We start from the raw sequence: 23360 nt of genomic DNA, 5'->3' as shown, positions 1-23360 counted from the left end.
CCTTCATGCAACAGTTTATTAAATTTGATGGAATAAAACGTATTCGCTACTATCATGTATACTCTCAATACTATTTATAGGAACCAATCCGAGTGATTGTAAATAATTCTAAATTTCACCAGGTTTCGTTACGAAGGATCGTAGAAAGATGTGGATCCAAAACTTAAGCGAGATTATATGTCTTAGCTTAACACCTATGACTTAAACAGTAAGTCAAGGACAGATGTATGAGCATTACGAAGTAGACGCGGCTTTATGTGTCGCTGCAGTAGACTGCAGGTAAAATTTACTGACTGGAGATAACGAAAAGGTTCTGGCAGTTAATAGCTAAGTTGCTCAAATTCAACCGATGTGAAGGTTGATTCTGATATTCGGCATATTCTTTAATATGCCATGTTATATAAATTGCTGTAAATGGGTAAGAAAAGTAAGTCCGACCTTGGATAGCGGAGCTTTGCAGATGAGAGTATATTTCAGCTGCTGCTGAATGATTTCTGGAGGTTATTAATGAAAAATATACTTATTGTTTCTATAATATTAACCACCTTTGTTGTTTCGTTGTTATCCTGCGGCGATACATCGGGGCCTCTGGACGTTTCCGATCCCACAGCATCAATTCTTACAGTTACACTTGAAGAGACAGATGCTATTAAGGACAATGAAACCACCGTTTCATCAGCCTTGTCCGAAGAATGTTCGGACAGAAGCGAAGTTACCATTGAAAGAAATAGCAAAGGCGGATTCCAGGCACATGCCGTATGGACCCAGTGCCCTGATGACAATTTCGCCTGGTACGCAATCTACCGTTCAGATACACCCGGAATCCCGTCCAATATTGAAGCTGCCGACACAAGTGTGATATTCACATCGGTTTCAGGTACTTCCTGGTTAGACACCGGCATCATCGCGGGAAACACATACTATTACGCAGTCCGGACTGTTAATGAGGACGATATTGATTCATGGAGTAATGAGGATTCAGTTGTTGTTTCTGCAGCTACACCACCTTCTCCCTCCACATTATCCGGATCTTACACCGGAGATGATACATTCGGCCAAATTACACTGGAATGGACCGAATGTCCGGACAGTGATTTTTATTGCTATAAACTTTACAGATCCGAGAGCCACAATATAGAGAATGATCCCTCACTGGCCGAAATTGTGGCTGTAGCGGAGGGAAGCAATAATACAAATTTCGAGGATAACGATGTTGAAGGGCTTACTACTTACTACTACGCCGTAGAAACAATCAACGAATCGCAGCTGAGTACATGGAGCAACGAAGTATCGGTTGCAATTCCGGATCTGACACCTCTGCTGACCGTGTTTTTCATTGACCCTTCGCATAACAATTACTATTCCGGGGATGTCATTCTCCTTAGAACCCCTGAGAACTACTATTACCTGATTGACGGCGGGGACAGATCGGGAAGCTGGAGCTGCGGAGTTGAAGAAGTGCTGCCGATACTTGACAGCCTGGGTGTAGACAGCCTCGACGGAATCGTAGGCACACATCCCCATTCGGATCATATAGGAGGGCTGATCGGTGTTCTCGATAGTGTACCGGTGACGACAGTATGGGATTCAGGCTTCTCCTATTCTACATCAACTTACTTGGAATATCTGCAGGCGATCTTTGACAACGGTGCAGATTACATCACCCCCAGAAGGGGAGATATTCTCGATTGGGATGATAGTCTTACCGTTGAGTGCATTCATCCTGTGGAGCCTCTCGGTACGAATCCGAATAACGCGTCCATAGTTCTGAGGGTAACTTATGGAAGTGTTTCTTTCCTGTTCACCGGTGATCTTGAAACCAGCGGCGGAGAAAACGTAATTCTCGATGCTTTGAACCAGGGAATAATAGATGATATTTCGGCTGATGTCCTGAAAGTTGGTCACCATGGTTCGTATACTTCAACTTCCCACTCCTGGCTGCAGGCGGTTGACCCGAATTACGCTGCAATAGAAGTCGGCTATGGAAATTCATACGGTCATCCCCACAGCGAAGTTATACAGAGAATTGAAAATTACGGGGCATTTATATACAGAACAGATCAGGACGGTACATTCATAATGACAACGGACGGAACCGACCTGGAAGTCTACCCATGATTTCAATATTCGATTTGGTGCGATTTGCGTTGACTTGAAACATATATTAATTCATCTTTACAACAATTGTCATAATAGTATTTTATTCATTAAATCAATAACATGAACCGGGAGGTTTGCCAGTGAACGAAAGCAGGAAATACCCATTTCCCGAGATTGATCCAGATATCTGCAAGGGGTGTAAGCTGTGTATTGCAGCGTGCCCAACGAACGTATTGGTGATATCTGAGAAACTGAATTCAAAGGGATTTCACTATTCCGAGTACGTTGGTGAGGGCTGCATCGGGTGTGGTAATTGTTACTATACATGCCCGGAACCCAGCGCAGTTACACTATACTTGAAGAATTATGTGCCAGAGGAGGTGAGTTAGATGCCTCGAAAATTAATGAAAGGGAACTATGCCGCCGTATATGGCGCTATTCTTGCTGGCTGCAAGGCATACTATGGTTATCCCATTACACCTGCCAGCGAAATAGCGGAATCAGCCTCCGCACTCTTTCCGAAATTCGGAAGGACGTTCGTTCAATCCGAAAGTGAGGTTTCCGCGATCAACATGGTTTACGGAGCAGCGGGATGCGGACAGAGGGTTATGACCGGCAGCTCCGGCCCCGGAATCAGCCTTAAGCAGGAGGGTATTTCCTACTGTGCAGGCTCAGCTCTCCCATGTGTGATAATAGACATCATGCGAGGCGGCCCGGGTCTTGGTAACATCGGCCCTGAACAGAGCGATTACAATCAGGTAGTAAAGGGTGGCGGACACGGTAACTATAAAGTTATTGTACTTGCTCCTAACTCAGCACAGGAAATGTGCGACCTGACTATGCTGGCGTTCGAACTGGCGGATAAGTACAGAAATCCTGTTTATGTGCTTACTGACGGTGTCATTGGTCAGATGATGGAAGCCGTTGAGCTTCCAGAGCCGGTAACGGAACTCCCTGACAAAAGCGATTGGGCTGTTTACGGAACTGCCGATTCCAGGCATCTCATCAATTCCATCTACCTTGATCATGATGACCTGGAACGATGGAACAGAGAGATGGGGAAGAAGTATGATACCATCAGGAAAAACGAAGTAAGGGTGGAGGAGTACAGGATGGACGATGCCGAGATCGTTGCAATTGGTTATGGAAGTTGCAGCCGCGTAATTCGTTCCGCTGTTGACCTTGCCCGGGAAAGAGGGGTCAAACTGGGTATGTTCAGGCCTATAACTCTCTTTCCGTTCCCTGTAAAAGAGATCGCTCAGTTTACGGACAGGGGAATCAAGGGAATTCTCACTGTTGAAATGTCTGACGGTCAGCTGATAGACGATGTGAATCTTGCGCTGAAAGGGAAGATGATTTCCGAACTTTACAATAGAATGGGTGGCAACGTTCCGACTGCCCTGGAGATCCTTGAAAAGGTCTCCGAACTGTATGGGGTGTGATTATGGCTCAGAAAACAGTACTCAGAAAACCAAAAGGTTTCATCGATGTTTACAAGCATAAGCCGGGGGCTGAGAAGGACAGGACACATTACTGTCCTGGTTGCGGTCATGGAATCCTGCATAAGCTCATTGCAGAAGCCCTTGAAGATTATGACATTGTAGAAAAAACAATAGTAATAAGTCCCGTTGGCTGCAGTGTATTTGCGTATTACTATTTCCACACCGGAAACCTTCAGGTTGCGCACGGAAGGGCTCCAGCTGTTGCTACCGCAGTTTCCAGGGCTAATCCCGATTCGATAGTGATTAGTTACCAGGGTGATGGAGACCTTGCTGCAATCGGAGGTAACAACATTCTCCAGGCTGCGAACCGCGGAGAGAACATGGTTGTTTTCTTCGTTAATAACGCCATTTACGGTATGACCGGCGGACAGATGGCACCGACTACACTTGAGGGACAGAAAACCACTACTACCCCCTATGGCCGAGATCCCAAAACGGACGGTTACCCCCTGCAGGTGTGCGAAATCATCAATCAGCTGACCGCTCCCGTATTCGTAGCAAGAACATCTCTTCATGACATGCCCAATATCAGGAAGACCAGGGCAGCCGTGCGAAAAGGCATAAAGAACGCTATGGACAAGAAGGGGTTTTCCTTTGTTGAGGTACTCAGCATGTGTCCCAGCGGATGGAAGATGGATGCCGTGCCAGCTCAGGGGTGGATTAAAGAAAACATGATACCGAGGTTCCCTCTTGGTACACTCAGAGATATTTCTGAAGATGCACCAGCTGTTGAACGTCCTGTACCTGAAATGGATCCTGATGAGGTCAAAAAAATTCTCGGATTCGAAGCTCTCAGCGACTCGAACCTTGATAAGAACCCGAATGCTGCATTCAAAAAGGTAGCTCTGAGGGTAGCCGGCTTTGGAGGACAGGGTATAATGTCAACGGGTATTGCCCTGGCCAACGTTGGAATGGAATACGGCTACAGTGTGAGCTGGCTTCCGTCCTACGGCCCTGAAATGCGCGGAGGCACCGCGAATTGTTCGGTTAAAATTCAGGCAGATACCATAGGCGCATCCGAGTGTACTGAACCCAACATGATCATCGCCATGAACCAGCCCAGCCTCGAGAAATTCGAGAAAATACTCCTTCCCGATGGTGTGATCATATACAACAGCACGCTTATTGACATTCAACCAACCCGCAGGGATGTAAAGGTTTATAGCATACCCATTACAGGTATAGCTGACGAACTCGGTGACACGAGATTCCAGAGTATGGTTAATGTAGGAGCCTTTGCAGCTGTTACAGGGATGTTCGATCCTGGTGAAATAAAGAATCTTATGTCTTCTCTGTTCGCAGGCAAACCAGAATCGGTCATCAAGCTGAACGAAGAGGCTGTTCAGAGGGGATACAACTACGTCAAGGATAATTTTTCCTGAAGAATAACAATTACCGTCGGCAGCTTCGGCTGCCGGCGGTAACTGTGTTCTAAATTGATTTACTGAACAGGGAGACAATATGAAAACTATGCTGTTTTCTGCAATTATGCTGCTTGTCGTTCCATGCATTACCTTTGGTTTCGGATACGCTGATGCCAACGGGAACGGCACATCCATTCTCGGATACAATGCCGTTACACTGGGGCTTGGCGGAGCAAGAGCAATAGGTTTTGGGGATGCCTTGTCTATTCTGACCAATCCTGCCGACATTTACAGGGTTCCTGGAACCACTTTTTCGATGTCAGTAGGTCCCGCTGTAATCACTGAATCCTTTGAAGACACTACAGGAATCCATGATTACAACTGGATTGCCCTGGCTAATCTTTCGGCTGCGATCAAATTCCAGGCGAGTCGTAAGCTTGCCCTGGCAGCTGGAATAGCAAGGATATCGGATTTTTCGTTTGAAGGCAAATATTATAACAGGGAAGCTGTATCGGGTACAATCATCGAATCAGTGGAACTCAATTCTCACGGTGGTCTGTTCGAAACAGCTGCAGGTTTTTCATGGCAACCGGAAAACTGGATTAATGTGGGTTTATCTGGTGGGTTGCGGTTCGGAGAGATCAGTTACGATTCCACATACGAGGACAGAGTTGAACCTGAAAACGACACAACTGTTTCGACAGGATGGAACGAAAGCGATTTCTGCTGGCATGCTGGAATCATGATTCCTCTCAGTCTCAGCAGCATAGGTATTTCATGGGCATCCGCCACAGATCATTACGATGCTCGAATTGCCGCTGGAGGAATGCTTTATACCGGGGAATCGAAGCAGGGAGCTCTTGGAATAGAGGCTGAAATCGTTGATCCGGGAGATGCCAATAACCTGGAAGCCAGGATTATCGGACAGATAATGTCGTCCAGCACCCTTGCATTCAGGGGTGCGTTATCCTTTATTGACAGGAATGGGGACATTGAGAGCCAGGGAATGGGCCTATCCGTAGGTTCGGGAGTTGTCCTTGGAAGAATAACACTCAATGGAGCGTTTTCCTGGTCTTCGATAAAAAGAGAATCCTGCGTTTTCTCAGAATGGGACAATTCTGATATCAACCTGTCGCAGTCATTACTTTCCTTCGGATTTGACTGGAATCTATAGGTTAAAGCCAGGGCCTTACAGCAAGACGGTATTCATGCACTTCCTCAGGTCTGAAGAAAAGTTCTATTTCTCTTTTTGCTGATTCAATAGAATCGGACGCATGTATCATGTTATGGCCGGGACTGGTTGCATAATCACCTCTTATAGTTCCGGAGGCGGCTTCTGCGGGATTGGTTGCTCCCACCATTGACCTGACTATTTCAACTGCGTCCATAGATTCTAAAATCATGATAACCGACGGCCCGCTTGTGATAAAGGAGATCAGACCTTTATAGAACTCTTTGCCCTTGTGTTCTTCGTAATGCTGCTCTGCTGTTTTCGGGGAGATTCTTGTAAGTTTCATAGCAGTTATCTTCATTCCCCTTCTCTCGAATTTGGATATCAGCTCACCGACCAGTTCTCTCTGTACCGCATTCGGCTTAAGAATAGCAAGTGTTTTCTCCATGAAAGCCCCTTTCATCTGTTCAGATAATATGCTTATCATTTAATTGAGCGCAATATTGATTTTACTACCAGCTGTTTGTATCATTGGAGGGACAATAACAATCACAAGAAAGGAATTAATTATGCCCGATTTCTCAAATTCCGTATTTTCACAGGGACGAACCGCACAAGCAGTATCGACTCTTATTACACTAATCCTGATTCTGTTTATTGTTCCTGAAGCAAGTCTCGGGTATGGATTTCACGACGCTCAAACTTATGGAAACACCGTAAATGTTGTCAGCATCAGATCTGCTGCCATGGCTGGTATCAGGGTATTTGGTGCTAAGGGAGCCTCCGCACTATTTCTTAATCCTGCCACCCTTTCCGAAGTAAACAGTTTCAATATGACTGCCTCCTCATCTTTTCTTGCCTGGACGGAGGAGGTTGTTGACACTACCAGTATAATACAACGGGCGGAAGCAGGATTTGGTTCAGCTACAGGTGCAATGGCTTTCAGGACCGGACCGGATCTGGTTATAGGAGCCGGTGTTGCAAAGGTATCGGATTTCCAGTATAACGGAACCCATTATCTGCCCGATGATCCTTCCCATCCCGGGATTGATATTTTTGAAAGATTAACGGCCAAAGGAGGTCTTTGGGAAGCTCTTGGAGGTGTTTCGTGTAGTGTTACCGATAATTTTGCAGCAGGAGTATCCGCAGGATTGAGATTCGGTGAAGTTAGTTACGATTACAGCTTCGATAGGAAGTACACTCCATTTGTTGATTCAACTGCTTCCTGGAGCTGGGATATGTCCGAAGCATGCTATCACGCGGGATTCATTCTAGGGGATGATGGAATAGCCGCTGGCGCGTGCTACACTTCAGGTTCTTCCGATCATTACTATTCTTCTTTAGCACTTTCGGGTAAAGCCAGGGCCGAACACATCGGTAATACTACGATGGGTTTTGAGGGTGAAATAATTGATCCGTTTAACAAGAACTATTTTCACGGAAAACTCTCTATTGAGACTCCCATAAAGCATAATATCAACATTATGGCAGGCGTCGGATTCAATGAGGGAGCGAACATGAACCGCGTAGGATTGGCTTTCTCCATAGGAGGAAACTTCCAGTCAGGCCCAATGCAAGTAGACTTAGCGTTATCTCATATGGGCAGATCCCGGATCAGCACATCTTTCCCCAAAGAATATTCGGATTATATTGATGATTCCTGGACTCATTTCTGTATTGGACTGCAGTACATGATTTAGTTTGAACGATTTCATCGTTGACTATGAGAGCGAATTTAATGAAAACTGATTCAGGAGATTCCACTTCCCGTGGATGGGTAAGAATCAGCTGGACTCCGGATTCAGGTGCATTGCTTGTTTCCGGTGACAGTGAAGGCTTACTGGGAGTAAGTGCGCGAAGGCTGATAAACTCAACTGAACCTCTTAGCCTTCTACCCACCGAGCTGGCAAACGTTCTGGCCAGCGGGTTACCGGATATCCCGATTTATCTGTCCACATCATCTCTCACCGGTTCGGTAACCACTGTTAGGGAACAGGCCGAGATAATTCTATTCGGTACTGCCGGATTCCAGAATCGCAGCAATATCATGCTTGATGAACTTGGTGCGGGTATTGTAGGAACAGATAGAACCGGCAGTATAACACTTTGGAACAAAGCGATGTCCAGCATATTCAGAGTTCCCCAGAAGCACATAATAGGTAAGAACTTGCAGGATGTTCTTGTATCTCCGGTTCTGTATTCATGGGATAATGTCATAAAGATGGTGTTGGATGGCAAACAGATCAAAGTAATCTGCCGTCCGGATGCTCAGCGGAGAATTGAGTGCACATTATCACCAGGTGGAAGTGGTCTGGTGGGCACCTGTTTCGATACAACCGAGAGCTTTCAGGCCGAAAACCGACTCAGAACAAGCAGAAAGATGAATCAGGCATACTTTCATTCCGTGAGTACCGGCCTGGTTCTGTTCGATAAAGATTACAGGATTCTCGTTGCGAACAGAGCTTTCGGCCGCATGTTCGGGCTGGTGGAAAACCTGCTTGGTATCCACCTTCATGAAATTCTACCTAGCGAAAGTTATGAGATCATAGAAGACCAGACCAGACCATTTTTCGTAGACAACTCAAAGGAAAAGGAGAATGCCAGAACTGCCCGTTTCACTCTTCCAGATAAAACCAGAAAGATAATTCTCCAGGACGTTCATCCAATTATGGAGGATTCAGGGGAAGTATTCTATGCGGTTGGAATATTTGAGGATATTTCAGAAATCACAATTATGAACGAAAGTTACAGAAACAACCTGGAGACGGTTAAAAGAGTAAACCAGCTGGCTGATGATCTGCAATCCGGTAGAACACTCAGCTCTGATGAAATCGCAGAAAGACTTCAGGATTGCATTTCTGCAGATGCTGTGGCAATCTATCTTTCCGACCCCCTCTCGGACAGCAGACTAAAAGGCAGTACATCCAGCTGGCCGGATGATGTCCCTGAAGCCTTTTCGGAGTTAAGGCTGGCACCTGTGCTAATGGAATCCGATACAGGATACAGAATCACGGGAGACGATATTGGAGTTCTTAATACCTGGTTTGATAACTGTCTTGTATTTCCACTTGAATCGGAAAGAAAAACCTTCGGGTATATTGTTATGGCTAACACGAAAAGCAATTTATCGTCGGATGCTTTTTCCCTTGCAGAAATTTCCGCTAGAATTGTCATGGCGCATTTCAATGCCAACGAGTATGAGACGGAGATCGAGCACCTGGATCTTCTGATCGGCAGGCAAAGTAAACTAGCCAGTACCGTCATCGATTCACTTGATGTCCCTGTTGCCATTTTCAGGATCGACTGGTCGGTTATACTATGGAATAGACCTATGGAGGAATTAACCGATGTATCATTCGATCTTGCTTCCAGCAGGTCAGAGCTTGCCGCGAATATTCTTTTCCATGGTATAGGCGGAATCAGTGCAGCCCAGAAATATATCAGAAACGGATCTTCGGAATTCCCTGAATCATGGGAAGTTGAAAATCAGAATGGAGATACTACCAGGTGCACCTGGCGCCTGTTTAGAACGGAATCGGTGGAAGGTAGAAATCTGGAACCCGTTATAATCATTGCCGGTGTGAAATCCGATGATACCTATAGTATTAATTCAGCCAAAAAAGCAGCCGAGATATATTCCGCATTGAGCAGAGGAACATCGGCCCTGCTTTCAGCTTCGGACCGAATCAGGATTGAAGAGGCAGCAGCAGCTGCGTTGCTTGAAATATCCGGAGCGTCCAGGGTTACTCTGAAGATCCGAGGTATAAATCCCGTTACCAGAACTTCCTACGATCAGAAAACTGATGCGGAAGCCTTACGCCAATGGACACTTTCACTGGAAACCGATACCGAGATAATAGGAGAATGCCTGTTTCAAGGTGGAAAAGAATACTCCGTCATGAAGGATTTTACCCGAAACGTTGCCAGAACCTGTGTCGAACTTGAAAAGGCAGCCATAGGAAGGCGATTTGTACTTATTGCGGAGAGGGCAGCTGGCAAATTCCTCATCTCAAACAGCAGCGGCAGGATACTTCTGTCCACCTGGATGGATATAACAGATGGAGTCGTTTCCAACCGGACAGTTTACGATACGTTCTCCGGCACTGAATGGTCATATCTGGATGCGTCAATATCAGGCATACTGAAAAAGGGCAGACTGAATATGAAACTCAAAACTGACAGCGGTGATTATATACAGATGGCTGCTGTGTCTCTTGATGGACATGAAGGGGAGGCACTGATCATATGGTGGCCAGTATCCGACCCTTCATATACAACACATCTTAAATACCTGGATATAGCCGAAGCATCGGGAATTGCGCTGAGGGACATGCTGGACAGTCTTATTGCTTCCATCAGTATGGGCTTCCTGCGTATTAAAGAAGTTCTTAACCCTGATCATCCAGTAGCGGCTGTTTTAAATACAGCAAAGTACGCTTTCGAGGGGATGGACAAGGGTTACCAATATCTTCACCTGATACAGATGTCGTTGAATACCATTCCTGAAAGGGTAAACACTGAATTCTATCTTGATAAGGTAATGTCATCGTTCGCTGAAGCAGGTATGCTTTCTCCGGATATCTCCATATTGGGAGGGCTATACGATATTTCAGGCAATATTGACCTTATGCAGCAGGTTACGGTGCATTTATGCAGTATTGTCTGTTCTGAAATAGCACCCGCCTTTAAGATATCTGTCATAAAAAGAAAAAATCTTAAAAACAGGGAGGGTCTGTCCAATGGAGTTGAGCAGTACGTACAACTGAATATCCGCAAGGCGGACGGGAGCCCCTTGAAGAATATTTCTGAAGGATTTTGCGATCTGACTACACCTGTGGATTGTTCGGGAGGGATACCTCCTGCCTCGGAGATATCTCTGCTGTGTATGATATTGCGACTTACTGGTGCTGCTCTTTTCATGAATGAAGACAAATGTTCCCTGTACATGCTTTTCCCCTGCATAGACTAACATCGATAATTGAATCGTCTGCTTTGCTTTGGCAACTCATCCGGAATTTACTTCAAGAGAGGGTTGCCTATACTTTACCTCAACCTCTTTTCTGCTCATACTACCGATTCGTATTATCAATTAATTGATGAATATCATCTGGAGGAATAACCTTGGATCCCTACGATTTTAGAAAACTTGAAGAAAAATGGAAGCCTGTCTGGGACAGGATGGGACTTTACAGAACCGGTACGGAACATGACAGAGAACCCTTCTATTGTCTTGACTATTTTCCCTATCCCTCTGGTGCTGGTCTTTCTGTTGGCCATTGCAAGAATTACATCCCCACAGATGTCATATGCCGTAAGAAACGGATGGACGGATTCAACGTATTGCATCCTATGGGTTGGGATGCCTTTGGCCAGCCGGCGGAGGAGTACGCCATTAAAACAGGTACACACCCCGCTGAAGTGACCAGAATCAACTCGGACACATACCGCAGACAGTTTAAACTCATAGAAGCCAGTTACGACTGGAAAAGGGAGATCAACTCAAGCGATCCCGGCTACTACAGGTGGACCCAGTACTTTTTCAATCTCCTCTTTGACAGGGGGCTTGCCTATCAGACCGAGAAGGATCAGATGTGGTGTCCCGCATGCAGGATAGTCCTTTCCAATGAAGAGGCAGCAGGCGGTATCTGCTGGCGCTGCGGAGGTGAGGTTACCAGAAAGAAACTGAAGCAGTGGTTCTTCAGGATTACCAAGTATGCCGACAGACTGCTTCACGACCTTGAAGGTCTCGACTGGCCCGAGGGGATCAAAGCCATGCAGAGAAACTGGATAGGAAGATCCGAGGGAGCCGAGGTTCTTTTCAAGGCGGTTAATCCTGAAACAGACTTTGAATCAGGCCTTCCGGTATATACCACCAGGCTTGATACTATCTTCGGTGCTACATTCTGTGTTCTTGCTCCCGAGTATACGGGTATCGAGAAACTGGTTACGTTAGAGAAACATGATGAAGTCCTTGATTATGTGAAAAAAGCCAGGACAAAGAGCGACCTCGAGAGGACTACGTCAGCGGATAAAGATAAAACCGGTGTGTTTACCGGCTGCTTCGCTGTAAACCCATACAACGGTGAAGAGATTCCGCTGTATGTCGCCGATTATGTTCTGGCGGGTTATGGGACAGCTGCTATAATGGCTGTGCCAGCCCATGATGAAAGGGATCATGCATTCGCTACAAAATTCGGCATACCAATTGTTGAGGTTATAACTCCCGAAGGCGTACCACAGGGGGTTTCAGATGCGGCTACTGTCGCGGACGGACAGCTCATTAACAGCGGGTCCTTTACCGGCATGGATTCCGATGAAGCCAGGGAAAAGATGGCTGAATATGCCATTGAGAATGGAATAGGGAAACCGGATGTCCGTTACAAGATAAGGGACTGGCTGGTTTCAAGACAGCGGTACTGGGGAGCCCCGATACCGATAATACACTGCGAGAAATGCGGAACCGTACCGGACAGGAATCTTCCGGTAATTCTCCCCGAAATGGATAACTTCGAGCCGGATGATTCGGGTCGTTCACCTCTGGCAAGGGCAGAGGAATGGGTGAATACTTCATGCCCTGAATGTGGAGGCCCAGCCAGACGTGACACCGATACGATGGCAGGTTTCGTTTGCTCATCGTGGTATTTCCTCAGATTTGCCTCCCCGCATGAATCCGATAGGCCCTTCGATCCGGAAGCGGTGAAATACTGGCTCCCTGTGGACCTTTATGTAGGTGGCGCGGAGCATGCTGTAATGCACCTTATCTATGCCAGATTCTGGACAAAGGTCATGTACGATGAAGGTATGCTTGATTTTGCTGAGCCATTCTCAGTGCTGAAGAATCAGGGAATGATACTCGGAGGCGATGGGCAGAAAATGTCTAAATCAAAGGGAAATATCGTGACTCCGGATGAGATGGTAGAGAAGTACGGCGCTGACGCTTTGCGGCTTTATATCCTTTTCATGGGACCATTCGAAGCGGAACTGGATTGGAGTGAGAAGGGTATAGCCGGCACCTACAGGTTTCTCAGGAGGGTATGGTCGGTGGTTCATGAAACGGCTGAACCTGTTCCAACGGAGCAGGATGACGATTTTATTACAGAACTTCGTTACAACACTGCAAGGACAGTGAAGAAGGTTACCGAGGATATAGATTCCTTTGCTTTCAATACGGCAGTTGCCGCTATGATGGAGTTTGTGAATTTTCTTTCTGCAAACAGGGAGAGAGCCGGAACTGCAGGCGAATTCTGGAGGGACTCAATCCGGAAACTGCTTGTACTCATGGCTCCCATGACACCCTTCATCTCCGATGAACTATGGGAGCGGATGAACTTCCCTGGAGATACGGTTTTCAGATGGGAATGGCCATCATGGGATGAAGATGATCTTATTCTGGACACCGTTGAAATAGTCGTTCAGGTCAGGGGAAAGATCCGCGGCAGGATTAGAATAGCCACAAACGCCAGTACCGATGAGATCGAGAAAAAAGCTCTGTCGCTGGACAGGATAGAAGAGATGCTGGGGGACAAAGAACCAAGAAGGGTAATAGTCGTACCCGGCAAACTCGTTAACGTTATACCATGACAGCTCCCGTTATGCAGCCCTTTACTCTCATCTGGAAGCTGGTCACCGGGATACTTGTGCTTACGGGAAGGCTTGTTGCCGGGATTATCGGCACAGTGTTCGTAGTTCTTGGAGTGGTACTCTGTATAACAGTTATCGGAGCAATTGCTGGAGTGCCCCTTATTTTAATTGGTATTCTGCTGATACTCAGATGTCTGTTTTAAATGGTATCCATACGATTCGGAAAGCGATGAACGATTGATGCTTCCCTGTAGAGCAGATATCAAACCAGGCATAGTGGTTAAGCTTGTCACCAAGGTTAACCAGCGTTCCGGTGAATTGACCGAAGGGATTGTTAAGGACATTCTGACAAGATCATCGAAGCATCCTCATGGCATTAAGGTTCGGCTGGAGAATGGAATTGTGGGAAGAGTTAAAGAGATATCATCATGTGGTTGAAAAAACAGCGCAGGCACTAAGCTGGAGAGAACTGGAGGTACATCATGGTAGTTCGCAAATATACAAATGTAGAAGCTGAAGATGTAAATATTGAGAATGCGAAGGGTGTAAAAAAGCGAGTGCTTATCTCGGAGGCCGACGGTGCTCCGAACTTCATTATGCGGCAATTTACAATTGAACCGGGTGGTCACACGCCATGCCATACACATCCCTGGGAGCATGAAGTCTACATACTGTCCGGGACAGGTAAAGTCCATCTGGGGGAGAGCAGTTATAAACTCGCCTTCGGAACAGCGGTGCTTGTTCTGCCAGATGAGGAGCACAACTTCGAGAACACAGGCAGTGAACCCCTGGAATTCCTCTGTTCAATTCCAAAATAGAATGGTGCCGGAATATTAGTTATCAGGCCCGGCACCCGGAATCTGGAAACTGTAAATTTTGGGATAATCCATAGGGTCACTGTCAAAAGCCAGTATTCCACCCGCGTCTATCATAAACGAAGGACGCGTTACTGGAGTGAATTCAACGTCTGTTACAGCCACGAAAAGAGGAGTGCCGGAATAGTCGTACACTCTGAATACCGGTGCATCCGTACCTGCCATCTCAACCCATATCCTTTTTTCCGCGTCTATACCAATAGAAGCTATAACGTTTCTCCATGGGTATACATTTTCAACTCTGTCCATACCGGCGGAAGCCTCGCCATCGGTTACCATGATGGACATGGTAAGTGATCCGGCATCTATCTCCTCCTGAGTTAAGGGTATTCTTTCCCTCTCTTCCATAAGGGTGAAGAATTCCTCTCCATCCGGGGAGTAGCCGCTTACCGCGAAGAGCGTATCGGATATCTCGGCCACGAAAACGCTTCCATCCGGACCAACTGCGAAATCGAACTCCGGACCCCTTTGAAACGAAGAGTGGTCCCCGCCCGAGAAGTCCATTTCTATCGGTTTTGAGAAGAACGTAAGATCTGCTTCGATGCTGTCGGTGTACTTGCACAGCTGCATTGAAGCATCCATGGTTTCTCCGGACATCACCATAGACATGCTTTGACCGATAAAGCCTCCGTCCGGGCAACCTTCTATTGACATGGGCGGTGTCGGGAAGAAGCCATCAAGTGTTTTTTGGAAAGTACCTTCGTTATCGAAGAAGGAAATATTTCGAGCAATAGCATCAGAAACCGCAACACCTCCATCGGACATGACCGCAAAATCCATGGGTATCAGAAATTCTCCGGGTCCCGGTCCCGGTGAACCGATTGATCCGATGAATTCACCCTCGGGAGAGAAGATTGAAATGCATGACCTGTTCATATCCAGAGCGATGATTTCTCCGGCAGAACCATGAGCGACCTCCATCAGCATACCGAAAACGTAAGAGCTGTCACCCATTTCGATTCCAATAGTATCAGTAACCGCAACGGTCAGAGTATCAAGAGTCTCCGGGGCCGAAATGTCATCTGGTGTTTCCGGTTCAGTATCCTCACCGCATCCTGAAACAGTCATTACTGTAAGGGCTAGAGAAATAATCACCGCTGATACAGCATGAATGTTTTTCATTACAGTCTCCTTTGCTCCTATTTTCGAAAATACGAAATTAACTAAATACTGAATCTGATTGCTTTTATAAAGCGGACTGAATGAAAGTTCCAGCTCAGAGTTATAAGGATCAGTTATCTCGGTTTATATGTACGCTTGAACAAGCGAATGTTTCAAACTGGCTGCATTGAATTCATCCATAAGTAAAGAAATCAGCTGACTCACCGACATGAGCCTGTCAATTCTGAAGGCGTTTGCTCCGGCAAAGGCATATCCGTCAATGAGGTTTCCTTCTTTGGCGTTCATAAGAGCCTTTGCTATGCAGTATGGCGCAGTCAGGAAGTCACATGTTCTGAGACATTTCCATGGGCATTCGAAAGGTTTACGTATGCCTTTCTGTACATCTCGAAGAAGTTCACTGATGATGGCTCTTCCGGGAAGACCCACAGGGCTGTCGATTATTACAATGTCTTCCTCTTTGCAGTCGATATATGCCTGCTTGAAATTTTCGTGGGCATCGCATTCGTAGGTTGCCACGAAGCGGGTTCCCATTTTTACGCCTTTAACACCTGTTGACATGATTTCGTATATATCTTTCCCCGTATAGATTCCTCCGGCTGCGATCACGGGAATACTCCTGCCGTACTTATCCTCAAAAGGTTTTATCGCTTCAAGAACACCCTGCAGAATGCTTTCAAGAGAGATACTGTTATTTTCAATGTCGGTTCTGGAGAATCCCAGGTGTCCTCCAGCAAGGGAGCCTTCAACGACTATTCCATCAGGGATGTATTCGTAATTACGATCCCAGTATTTCAATAGTAAGCTCGTAGCCCGGGCTGATGAAATCTTTGGTAAGAACCTGGTAGGTCCTTCCCGCAGAATTTTCTCGGGAACAGAGGAAGGGAGTCTCATGGGAAGACCCGCTCCGATAATCACAATGTCGATCTCTTCTTCCAGTGATGTCTTCAGATGGTCTTCGTAATTGGAAAGGGCCATCATGATATTAACACCTATAATGCCGTTTGTTGAGTTTTTTGCCTTACGGATCTCCTTTACCAGAGCACGCCTGTCGGCTTCCTTCAGATTTTTCTGGTAATTCGGTTCCTGTCTTCCTATACCTACGGTGGAGATAATTCCAATCGCACCCTGTTCAGCTACCGCTGTTGCAAGACCCGCGAGTGATATTCCTAATCCCATTCCACCCTGTATTATAGGTACACTTGCTCTATATTGTCCTATTATTAGTTCTGGGATTCCCTTTGAACTCATTCTTTCCTTCTTTCGGATATCCTGTTCAATGTTGACGACGTCAACATAATGGACAATGTTGACAAAGTCAACATCTGTAGTTACAATAAATATAGGAGGGTTCATGACTAAACGCAAAAATTATCACTACGGAGATCTGAGATCAAGACTTGTAGAAGTAACTTCTGAAATTCTTGAGAACGAAGGTATAGATAGCCTCACCATGAGATCGCTGAGTAAAAAGCTTGGTGTCTCAAGAACCGCTGCGTACAGGCATTTTCCGGATAAAGCATCCCTTCTGAAAGCGGTTGCGGAGGATACTTTCAACATGATGAGGGTATACATTCATGAGAAGTCCGCCAACGAGAAAAAACCTCTCGATCGATTCGAAGCAATTTCGAATGCATACCTGGAATTCGCCACAAGGAATTCCGCCAGGTACAGACAGATGTTCAGCAGAGAGGTAGTATCCGAGCCCGGTGTACCCGAATTAAGAGAGGCTGCATGGAAAGCGTTCTCAGAGTTTATGGATGTAATAGAAACATGTCAGAGAGAGGGAGTATTCAAACAGAACGATCCTGTGGAACTGGCGAATGTTGCCTGGGCGACTGTACATGGGCTCTCTCTTCTTTTGATCGACGGGCAGATCAGAACCAGTGAAGACGGTATAAGCCTTCATGCGCTTCTAATAAATGGCTATTCGAAACCGTCCCAAAGTGTTACTCAGATAGCAGATGCCACCATAAGCATGCTTATAGAGGGATTCAGGAAAAAGTAAATCTATCTGACTACAACCAGGTTGGTTGTGCCTGTCCAGTCAGCGGTTGCAATCCTTACATGGTAAACACCGGACGGAACAGCATTTCCACTGGTATCTTTCAATTCCCAGACAAGACTGTGCTGACCCGCTGCCATCTCTTCGGCCGCAAGTGTAGTTACGATTCTTCCCGATAGATCGTAGACGTCAACCCTGGCAGTACCTGCGCTGGCAAGACTGAAGGGTATTGTGGCGCTGCTCATGGCGGGGCTGGGGTAGACAGCGCTTACAGCGTTGATGTGATCCTGAAAGCTTCCCTCTTCAAGTCCGGTTCCGTCAACGCTGATAGATCCCTGATAGGATATATGGTCCCTTGCCCATGCTACAACGGACATAGTTCCGGTTGAAGATGGATTGACGAAAAAAGTAACTACTCCGCTGCCGTTCGTTGAATCAACCGTGTAAATGTCACCGGTCTGCCAGTTGCCCTTCTGGATGCAAACCCTTGCTCCGCTTACAGGAGAACCACCGGATTTTACTGTTACAGAGAAAGTTGTTGCTTGAGTGATGCTGCTTATGTGAGAGACATCAAGGTTCTGAGCGTCAACGAACCACATTGGCAGTTCGGGTTCTCCGAAGAGGTTGTATTCCTTAACGCACCAGTCATCACATTCATCGGAAGGGGGGCACATTTCATCACTGCCCATCAGGTGAGCAACACCGAGGTTGTAAAGGTTGTCGTTCCACATTACATCGTAGAAGTACCTTGAGAGAATCTCGCTTGGACCGTAACCAGGGTTGCTTGGATCTCCCCATCCGTACCTTGCGTTGAATGCTCCGAAGCCACCGCCGTTTGGTGAATTATTCCAGGCGTCGCCCATGCATTCATACCCATCAAGTTGGCCGATAAGGCACGAGATGGAGTTCCAGATCGCGGGGAGTCCGCCACCGGAAATGTTGGTCTGCTGCAGGAAATGAGTGGTTGTATAGCTTCCACCTGGCAGAGAGAAGGATGTTTGCGAACCGTGACTCGCGTGGTACAGATGATGCGGCCCGGCGTTAATCATATTTCTTGTAATGGTTACACTGTTGTTGCTGCCTGAATCGTAGCACTTTTCTTCTTCCCAGGATGAGGAGGGTACCATCGGGGATATCAGCTCCGCGCCTGCGGAACCGTAGCAAAGAGGATCTGACCAGAGAAGTTCGGTTGTGTAACCTATTCTCATTTCGATGGGAGCCGAGTCAAAATAGTCTGTGGCCGAGATACGTTCGTAAGCATAAACTTTCTCGTTGAAATAGGTGCAGTCAAGGTTATTGCTAACGCTTGCTCTTCCAACCCAGAGGTCGGGATGGTAGTCAACATCATCGATACCGTATTCACCCCAGATGTGATTGTGGTTGCTGTCCCAGAGGTCAACACCGGGAGCTGTATCGTTGTTATCGGCGAAATAGAGGTCAACGGGGGGGTACTCTGTGTAAGAGTAATAATGGATTCTTGCGTCTCTTCCAGCGATTACATTGTCGTCTCCATAGATGAGAACGTATTCCACACCCTCTGTAATGCAGTCGGTAAGGAACGCGCGGATCTCCTGCTGCAGGTCGTAGCAACTGTACTGGCTTTGAATCCAGGTGGTTGTGTATACATTTGTTGGGACACCCTTTGAGGTTTTCCAATCTGCCAGGTTCTGTGCGTAGCTCTGGTAAGCTGGAGTTGCGATAATGACATATTCGCCGTAGGCCAGGTATTTCGAGTCAACTATTGCTGCGCCCGAAGCGGAAACGGCTTCCGGGTTCACAACGGAGTTCCTGACGATTTCCTGTGAGCGCAGTTCGCTCTGTATGCTTCTTCTGGATACTGTGGATGCTGCGGGGCTGTTCTCGTAGGTTACGTTCAGTGTAAGGTCTGTGAGAACTTCAACCGTTTTGCTGGCAGGATTCCATCTTACAGGGAATACATTCACGTAAGCGACTGGAATTCCAATAATAACACTTGAACCCTCGAAACTTACCGGTTTCTGAGGATACGCTGCGCTTGAACTGTAAATATGCTGATCCGGTTCAACCGGATATATTTCCTGCTCGACCGAAAGGGGAACAGGCGCGGATGCAGGCATTACAGTGAAGCGGCCGCGGATGTCCGTATATACCGCATCGACTATTTCAACTCCGGTTGCCGCGCATCCGGTGGGAAGCGCTATCCTGGCGGTGAACTCGGGAAGACTCGGTTCTCCTTCAGCACCCATGAGCCTCATCCCTGTGCCGGTTATTCTTGTGTAAATACCGAGTTCCTCGAAGTTGATATCGGAAGCATCCAGTGGAATCGGTACAGTCATTTCTCCCGCAGAAATGGAAAACGCCACTGTAAGCAATATAATGGTAAAAAAGTATTTCATTCTCACATCCTTGTCAGAGGATAACGAATAATCTGGCCGGTAAATATTTAACTATATGTCGCCTTTAGCTATGCTTATGTAACACTTCAGATCAGCAAAGGTTCCGGGAATATTCCTTAAAAAACACCTGATTGCAGCAATTCCTCCACAATCAAGACGATGCTGTTTTCAGACTGGTCAGCTGATTTCCAGAGGACAGAATCCGGAGATGCTATCCCGTACTGAAGGATTTCCGGATTCTCCACCTGGAATATCAGATAATCCACTCCAAAGTACTCACGGGCTATCGACGCCTGGTGGTCCGCAGATCCTGTTCCGAGGTCCAGCGGGTCATTGTAGACAGTGATATTTCCACCGGCCAGTTCGTTCATTACGTGTATGAACTCCGCGGAGGTTATGGATCCGTTTCCTTCAGGGAAGACGGATACTCCGACAGTCATCAGAGATGTACCTGATGAGAAGGCTTCATCCCAGTTAATTCCTGTATCAACGATTCCGTCAGTTGTAGTTTGAAGCGGCACGGTTTCTTCATCTGAACTGCTTAGTACATCGATTAAGAACAAGCCACCCAAAACGACAATTAGGCCTACAGTAATGTATGTCATGGAATTGGAATCTTCGTCTTCGGATGAACTTCCACCTCCGCCTGCGGCCATAACAGGGCATGAAAAAAGGAATAGTGATATCAGAACAGCTGCTGCGACAGTCCGGCATTTCGATGTCATCTTACTCTTCCTCTTCTTCGGCTCCCGCCATGATTTGCTTCTGGATATCTCTGGGTACCGGTTTATACCCCTCGAAACTTTGTGAGAAACTTCCTCTTGCCTGAGTGAGTGATTTCAGCGTGCTTGTGTACTGAAAAAGCTCGGATTCGGGAATGCTTGCCTTTATCAACTGGAAAGCACCTTCTGCTTCGATTCCCTGAATTCGCCCGCGTTTGGAAGTTAAATCGCTCATAACATCCCCCATGAATTCATCAGGGACTGTGACTTCCAGGTTCACAACCGGTTCAAGAAGGCTGGGACCCGCGTCCATCATAACATTTCTGAAACACTTCCTGGATGCCAGTTTGAATGCCATATCCGAGGAATCCACAGGATGGTAGGAGCCATCGAAAACAACTGCCTTTATATCCACTACCTTGCTTTTCGATATAGGACCATTTTTCATGGCCTCAACGATGCCTTTTTCAACTGCGGGAATGAAATTGGTGGGAACGTTTCCTCCGACAACTTTACTTTCGAATACAAAACCCTCACCCCTTGGAAGCGGTTCCAGCCTTATGAATACATGGCCGTATTGGCCTCTTCCGCCGGTCTGCTTCTTGTGCTTATAGGAGCCTTCCGCTTTTTTTGTGATCGTTTCATGGTAGGCGATTCTCGGTTTGAACGTTTCAGTCTCTACTCCGGTTGAATCCTTCAGCCTGCTCAGCATGACCTTGAGGTGCAGTTCACCCATTCCTGAGAGAGTTGTCTGTCCGATTTCACCTTCGTTTCTGAGAATGAGAGTAGGATCCTGAGCCGCAAGCAGTGAAAGACCGGAACCCATTTTGTCTTCGTGGCCTCTTTCTTTCGGTGCTATGGCAACTCTGTATACAGGTTCCGGGAAGACGATGGGATTAAGAATAATATTGCTGCCCTTCATCCCCAGAGTATCGTTGGTGGAAGTATTCTTCAGTTTGGCGATCGCGACGATATCTCCAGTAACCAGCCTGTCTGCGTTAATCCTGTCTCCGCCGCTCATGAAGTAGTAGTTACCGAGACGTTCTGAGGCGTTTCTTGTTGTATTGGATATGTCTGTGGTTCCTTCGATGCTTCCGCTCTGTACCCGCGCGAATACTATTTCACCCATGTGGGTATCTACTTTACTGTTGAACACCCTGGCAATGAACGGACCCGATTGATCGGGAGTTATTTCTATTTCGTTTTTTCCATCAATTGCCGGTATAGAGGGTGCTTCCAGGGGAGATGGAATGAATGCGGGAATTGAATCAAGAAGGAATTTCTGGCCAACCGGAGGAATGGCCAAACCGCTGAATATCGGAAAAAAGCTTCTGGTGGCAATAGCTTCCTTCAATCCGGTGTTGATTTCTTCTTCGGAGAGAGTATCATTCTCGAAGAATGATTCCATCAGTTTTTCGTCGGTTTCCGCAGCAGTTTCGGTCAGCTGCATTCTGTACATTTCGATGTCATCCTTTGCCGAATCGGGAAGTGGAATTTCCTTTCCATCGGAATTCACCGCCTTACCTGTAAGTACATTGACAACTGCTGTAAAAACGCCGTTGTCCTTCACTGGGAATGTTACCGGGACAACGCTTTTATTGAGGTTCTTTTTGATATCTTCAAGTGCTCTTTTGAAATCAGCGTTGTCGCGGTCAACCCTGTTCACCCATATCATAAGCGGTTTAGCATCCCTGGCCGCGAAATCCCATGTTTTAAGGGTTCCAACTTCAACACCGTCGGATCCGTCAACTACGAGAAGAACGCCGTCGGACACTATTACACTGCCTATGGTCGCGCCGTGGAAATCAGCCAGTCCGGGAGTATCTATGATATTTATCTTGAAACCGTTGTGATCAATTATGCCCATCGAAGAGGAAAGACTGTGTTTTCTGTCACGGCTTTCGTCCGTATAATCGAATTGACTCGTGCCATTATCGACGCTTCCAAGTCGCTCTACAGTACCGCCTTCCAGAAGAAGAGAATCGCAGAGACTGGTTTTTCCAACCGAACCATGACCGATAACCGCTATTGTTCTAAGCTTGTCAGAATTGTAGTTCTTCAAATCAAAACTCCTGTTCCCGAACTTGTTTACATAGAAAAAGGTTACTAATATTCATACTATAATAGAGAGCGTATTATTTACGCATGAAAAGAGCTTCTGTCAACCGCCGACACTTTTTGGAAACGGCTGTGCTTTTCTTGGAGGAAAAATGAATTCAGCGAGGCTTCTGCTTCTATTTGTGGGTATCGCGTTTCTGTGGTTCATCATCAGGCAGGTAATACGCAGCTGGCTGACAGGCCCTGACAGGAATAAAGGATACAGGGAGATGGATGCTGAGGAGAGAGCAATAGAGAGGGAAGCCGGGGACAACATTCCTGTATGCCCCCTTTGCGGATCTCTTACGAAGCTTCACAAGTATCCGCATATCACCGTATGGAGGTGCATCAACTACCCCGGATGCAGGGGTTTTGTGAAAGCAAAAAAACCAGGAAGGTTGAAATTCGCAGCCGACTGGGACAGGAAAATAAAGAAGAAAAGAACTTGA

19 protein-coding genes are annotated in these 23360 nt (G+C 46.7%); 13 read left to right on the top strand and 6 right to left on the bottom strand.

Annotation, left to right across the window (positions count from 1 at the left end; all coding sequences use genetic code 11):
- Nucleotides 1–507: 507 nt before the first annotated feature.
- The 5 genes from K8S15_00860 to K8S15_00840 all read left to right on the top strand — a co-directional run bounded on the left by K8S15_00860 (nucleotide 508) and on the right by K8S15_00840 (nucleotide 6140).
- Nucleotides 508–2118 (top strand): MBL fold metallo-hydrolase, encoded by a 1611-nt coding sequence (locus K8S15_00860; protein MCD4774582.1) that lies wholly within the window; start codon nucleotides 508–510, stop codon nucleotides 2116–2118.
- 116 nt (nucleotides 2119–2234) lie between these two features.
- Complete coding sequence (locus tag K8S15_00855; GenBank protein MCD4774581.1) at nucleotides 2235–2489, top strand: 4Fe-4S dicluster domain-containing protein; 255 nt, start codon at nucleotides 2235–2237, stop codon at nucleotides 2487–2489.
- Nucleotides 2490–3542, top strand: a complete 1053-nt coding sequence (locus K8S15_00850; protein ID MCD4774580.1) for a 3-methyl-2-oxobutanoate dehydrogenase subunit VorB — start codon at nucleotides 2490–2492, stop codon at nucleotides 3540–3542.
- A 2-nt stretch (nucleotides 3543–3544) separates the two neighbouring features.
- Complete coding sequence (locus K8S15_00845; GenBank protein MCD4774579.1) at nucleotides 3545–4984, top strand: 2-oxoacid:acceptor oxidoreductase family protein; 1440 nt, start codon at nucleotides 3545–3547, stop codon at nucleotides 4982–4984.
- Nucleotides 4985–5063: 79 nt separating this feature from the next.
- Entirely contained in the window at nucleotides 5064–6140 is a 1077-nt protein-coding gene (locus K8S15_00840; GenBank protein MCD4774578.1) for a hypothetical protein, read from the top strand.
- Between the two features lies 1 nt (nucleotide 6141).
- Here K8S15_00840 and ndk read toward each other — a convergent pair whose 3' ends face one another.
- Nucleotides 6142–6585 carry a nucleoside-diphosphate kinase gene (ndk, locus tag K8S15_00835; protein ID MCD4774577.1) on the bottom strand — a complete coding sequence of 148 codons (444 nt, stop codon included), beginning with the start codon at nucleotides 6583–6585 and terminating at the stop codon, nucleotides 6142–6144.
- Between the two features lie 121 nt (nucleotides 6586–6706).
- On the opposite strand from ndk, the gene K8S15_00830 reads away from it, so the two are divergent.
- From K8S15_00830 to K8S15_00805, 6 genes are all read left to right on the top strand, one after another.
- Nucleotides 6707–7837 carry a hypothetical protein gene (locus tag K8S15_00830; protein ID MCD4774576.1) on the top strand — a complete coding sequence of 377 codons (1131 nt, stop codon included), beginning with the start codon at nucleotides 6707–6709 and terminating at the stop codon, nucleotides 7835–7837.
- Between the two features lie 38 nt (nucleotides 7838–7875).
- Nucleotides 7876–11106 (top strand): PAS domain-containing protein, encoded by a 3231-nt coding sequence (locus K8S15_00825; protein MCD4774575.1) that lies wholly within the window; start codon nucleotides 7876–7878, stop codon nucleotides 11104–11106.
- Between the two features lie 152 nt (nucleotides 11107–11258).
- The gene (gene leuS / locus K8S15_00820; GenBank protein ID MCD4774574.1) at nucleotides 11259–13718 is read left to right on the top strand and encodes a leucine--tRNA ligase; all 2460 of its coding nucleotides are present in this window, start codon (nucleotides 11259–11261) and stop codon (nucleotides 13716–13718) included.
- The gene (locus K8S15_00815) at nucleotides 13715–13921 is read left to right on the top strand and encodes a hypothetical protein (GenBank protein ID MCD4774573.1); all 207 of its coding nucleotides are present in this window, start codon (nucleotides 13715–13717) and stop codon (nucleotides 13919–13921) included. Before leuS ends, K8S15_00815 begins: the two co-directional genes overlap by 4 nt.
- A gap of 37 nt (nucleotides 13922–13958) precedes the next feature.
- Nucleotides 13959–14156 (top strand): YwbE family protein, encoded by a 198-nt coding sequence (locus K8S15_00810; protein ID MCD4774572.1) that lies wholly within the window; start codon nucleotides 13959–13961, stop codon nucleotides 14154–14156.
- A gap of 44 nt (nucleotides 14157–14200) precedes the next feature.
- Complete coding sequence (locus tag K8S15_00805) at nucleotides 14201–14536, top strand: cupin domain-containing protein (GenBank protein ID MCD4774571.1); 336 nt, start codon at nucleotides 14201–14203, stop codon at nucleotides 14534–14536.
- 15 nt (nucleotides 14537–14551) lie between these two features.
- Here the strand turns inward: K8S15_00805 and K8S15_00800 are convergent, their stop codons facing one another.
- Together K8S15_00800 and K8S15_00795 are read right to left on the bottom strand one after the other, a co-directional pair.
- Nucleotides 14552–15715 (bottom strand): 6-bladed beta-propeller, encoded by a 1164-nt coding sequence (locus K8S15_00800; protein MCD4774570.1) that lies wholly within the window; start codon nucleotides 15713–15715, stop codon nucleotides 14552–14554.
- 123 nt (nucleotides 15716–15838) lie between these two features.
- Complete coding sequence (locus K8S15_00795) at nucleotides 15839–16963, bottom strand: nitronate monooxygenase (protein ID MCD4774569.1); 1125 nt, start codon at nucleotides 16961–16963, stop codon at nucleotides 15839–15841.
- A gap of 103 nt (nucleotides 16964–17066) precedes the next feature.
- Here K8S15_00795 and K8S15_00790 point away from each other — a divergent pair, with 103 nt between their 5' ends.
- Nucleotides 17067–17720 (top strand): TetR/AcrR family transcriptional regulator, encoded by a 654-nt coding sequence (locus K8S15_00790; GenBank protein MCD4774568.1) that lies wholly within the window; start codon nucleotides 17067–17069, stop codon nucleotides 17718–17720.
- A 2-nt stretch (nucleotides 17721–17722) separates the two neighbouring features.
- Here the strand turns inward: K8S15_00790 and K8S15_00785 are convergent, their stop codons facing one another.
- The 3 genes from K8S15_00785 to K8S15_00775 all read right to left on the bottom strand — a co-directional run bounded on the left by K8S15_00785 (nucleotide 17723) and on the right by K8S15_00775 (nucleotide 22876).
- Nucleotides 17723–20092, bottom strand: coding sequence for a T9SS type A sorting domain-containing protein (locus K8S15_00785; GenBank protein ID MCD4774567.1), 2370 nt, complete (start codon nucleotides 20090–20092; stop codon nucleotides 17723–17725).
- Nucleotides 20093–20208: 116 nt separating this feature from the next.
- The gene (locus K8S15_00780) at nucleotides 20209–20817 is read right to left on the bottom strand and encodes a hypothetical protein (protein ID MCD4774566.1); all 609 of its coding nucleotides are present in this window, start codon (nucleotides 20815–20817) and stop codon (nucleotides 20209–20211) included.
- Nucleotide 20818: 1 nt separating this feature from the next.
- Nucleotides 20819–22876, bottom strand: coding sequence for an elongation factor G (locus K8S15_00775; protein ID MCD4774565.1), 2058 nt, complete (start codon nucleotides 22874–22876; stop codon nucleotides 20819–20821).
- Between the two features lie 148 nt (nucleotides 22877–23024).
- Between K8S15_00775 and K8S15_00770 the strand changes: the two genes are divergently transcribed.
- Nucleotides 23025–23360: a hypothetical protein gene (locus K8S15_00770; protein ID MCD4774564.1), complete on the top strand. Its 336-nt coding sequence runs from the start codon at nucleotides 23025–23027 to the stop codon at nucleotides 23358–23360.

The organism is Candidatus Aegiribacteria sp., from assembly GCA_021108005.1.
In the GTDB taxonomy this organism is placed as follows: Bacteria; Fermentibacterota; Fermentibacteria; order Fermentibacterales; family JCC-6; genus Aegiribacteria.
Note: the sequence above shows the minus strand (reverse complement) of the source record. Positions and strands in the feature narration are given on the sequence as shown.

Coding starts and splice junctions, on each gene's coding strand:
- K8S15_00860 (MCD4774582.1), top strand. CDS start 508: ATGAAAAATATACTTATTGTTTCTATAATATTAACCACCTTTGTTGTT.
- K8S15_00850 (MCD4774580.1), top strand. CDS start 2,490: ATGCCTCGAAAATTAATGAAAGGGAACTATGCCGCCGTATATGGCGCT.
- K8S15_00845 (MCD4774579.1), top strand. CDS start 3,545: ATGGCTCAGAAAACAGTACTCAGAAAACCAAAAGGTTTCATCGATGTT.
- K8S15_00840 (MCD4774578.1), top strand. CDS start 5,064: ATGAAAACTATGCTGTTTTCTGCAATTATGCTGCTTGTCGTTCCATGC.
- ndk (MCD4774577.1), bottom strand. CDS start 6,585: ATGGAGAAAACACTTGCTATTCTTAAGCCGAATGCGGTACAGAGAGAA.
- K8S15_00830 (MCD4774576.1), top strand. CDS start 6,707: ATGCCCGATTTCTCAAATTCCGTATTTTCACAGGGACGAACCGCACAA.
- K8S15_00825 (MCD4774575.1), top strand. CDS start 7,876: ATGAAAACTGATTCAGGAGATTCCACTTCCCGTGGATGGGTAAGAATC.
- K8S15_00815 (MCD4774573.1), top strand. CDS start 13,715: ATGACAGCTCCCGTTATGCAGCCCTTTACTCTCATCTGGAAGCTGGTC.
- K8S15_00810 (MCD4774572.1), top strand. CDS start 13,959: ATGCTTCCCTGTAGAGCAGATATCAAACCAGGCATAGTGGTTAAGCTT.
- K8S15_00805 (MCD4774571.1), top strand. CDS start 14,201: ATGGTAGTTCGCAAATATACAAATGTAGAAGCTGAAGATGTAAATATT.
- K8S15_00800 (MCD4774570.1), bottom strand. CDS start 15,715: ATGAAAAACATTCATGCTGTATCAGCGGTGATTATTTCTCTAGCCCTT.
- K8S15_00795 (MCD4774569.1), bottom strand. CDS start 16,963: ATGAGTTCAAAGGGAATCCCAGAACTAATAATAGGACAATATAGAGCA.
- K8S15_00790 (MCD4774568.1), top strand. CDS start 17,067: ATGACTAAACGCAAAAATTATCACTACGGAGATCTGAGATCAAGACTT.
- K8S15_00785 (MCD4774567.1), bottom strand. CDS start 20,092: ATGAAATACTTTTTTACCATTATATTGCTTACAGTGGCGTTTTCCATT.
- K8S15_00780 (MCD4774566.1), bottom strand. CDS start 20,817: ATGACATCGAAATGCCGGACTGTCGCAGCAGCTGTTCTGATATCACTA.
- K8S15_00770 (MCD4774564.1), top strand. CDS start 23,025: ATGAATTCAGCGAGGCTTCTGCTTCTATTTGTGGGTATCGCGTTTCTG.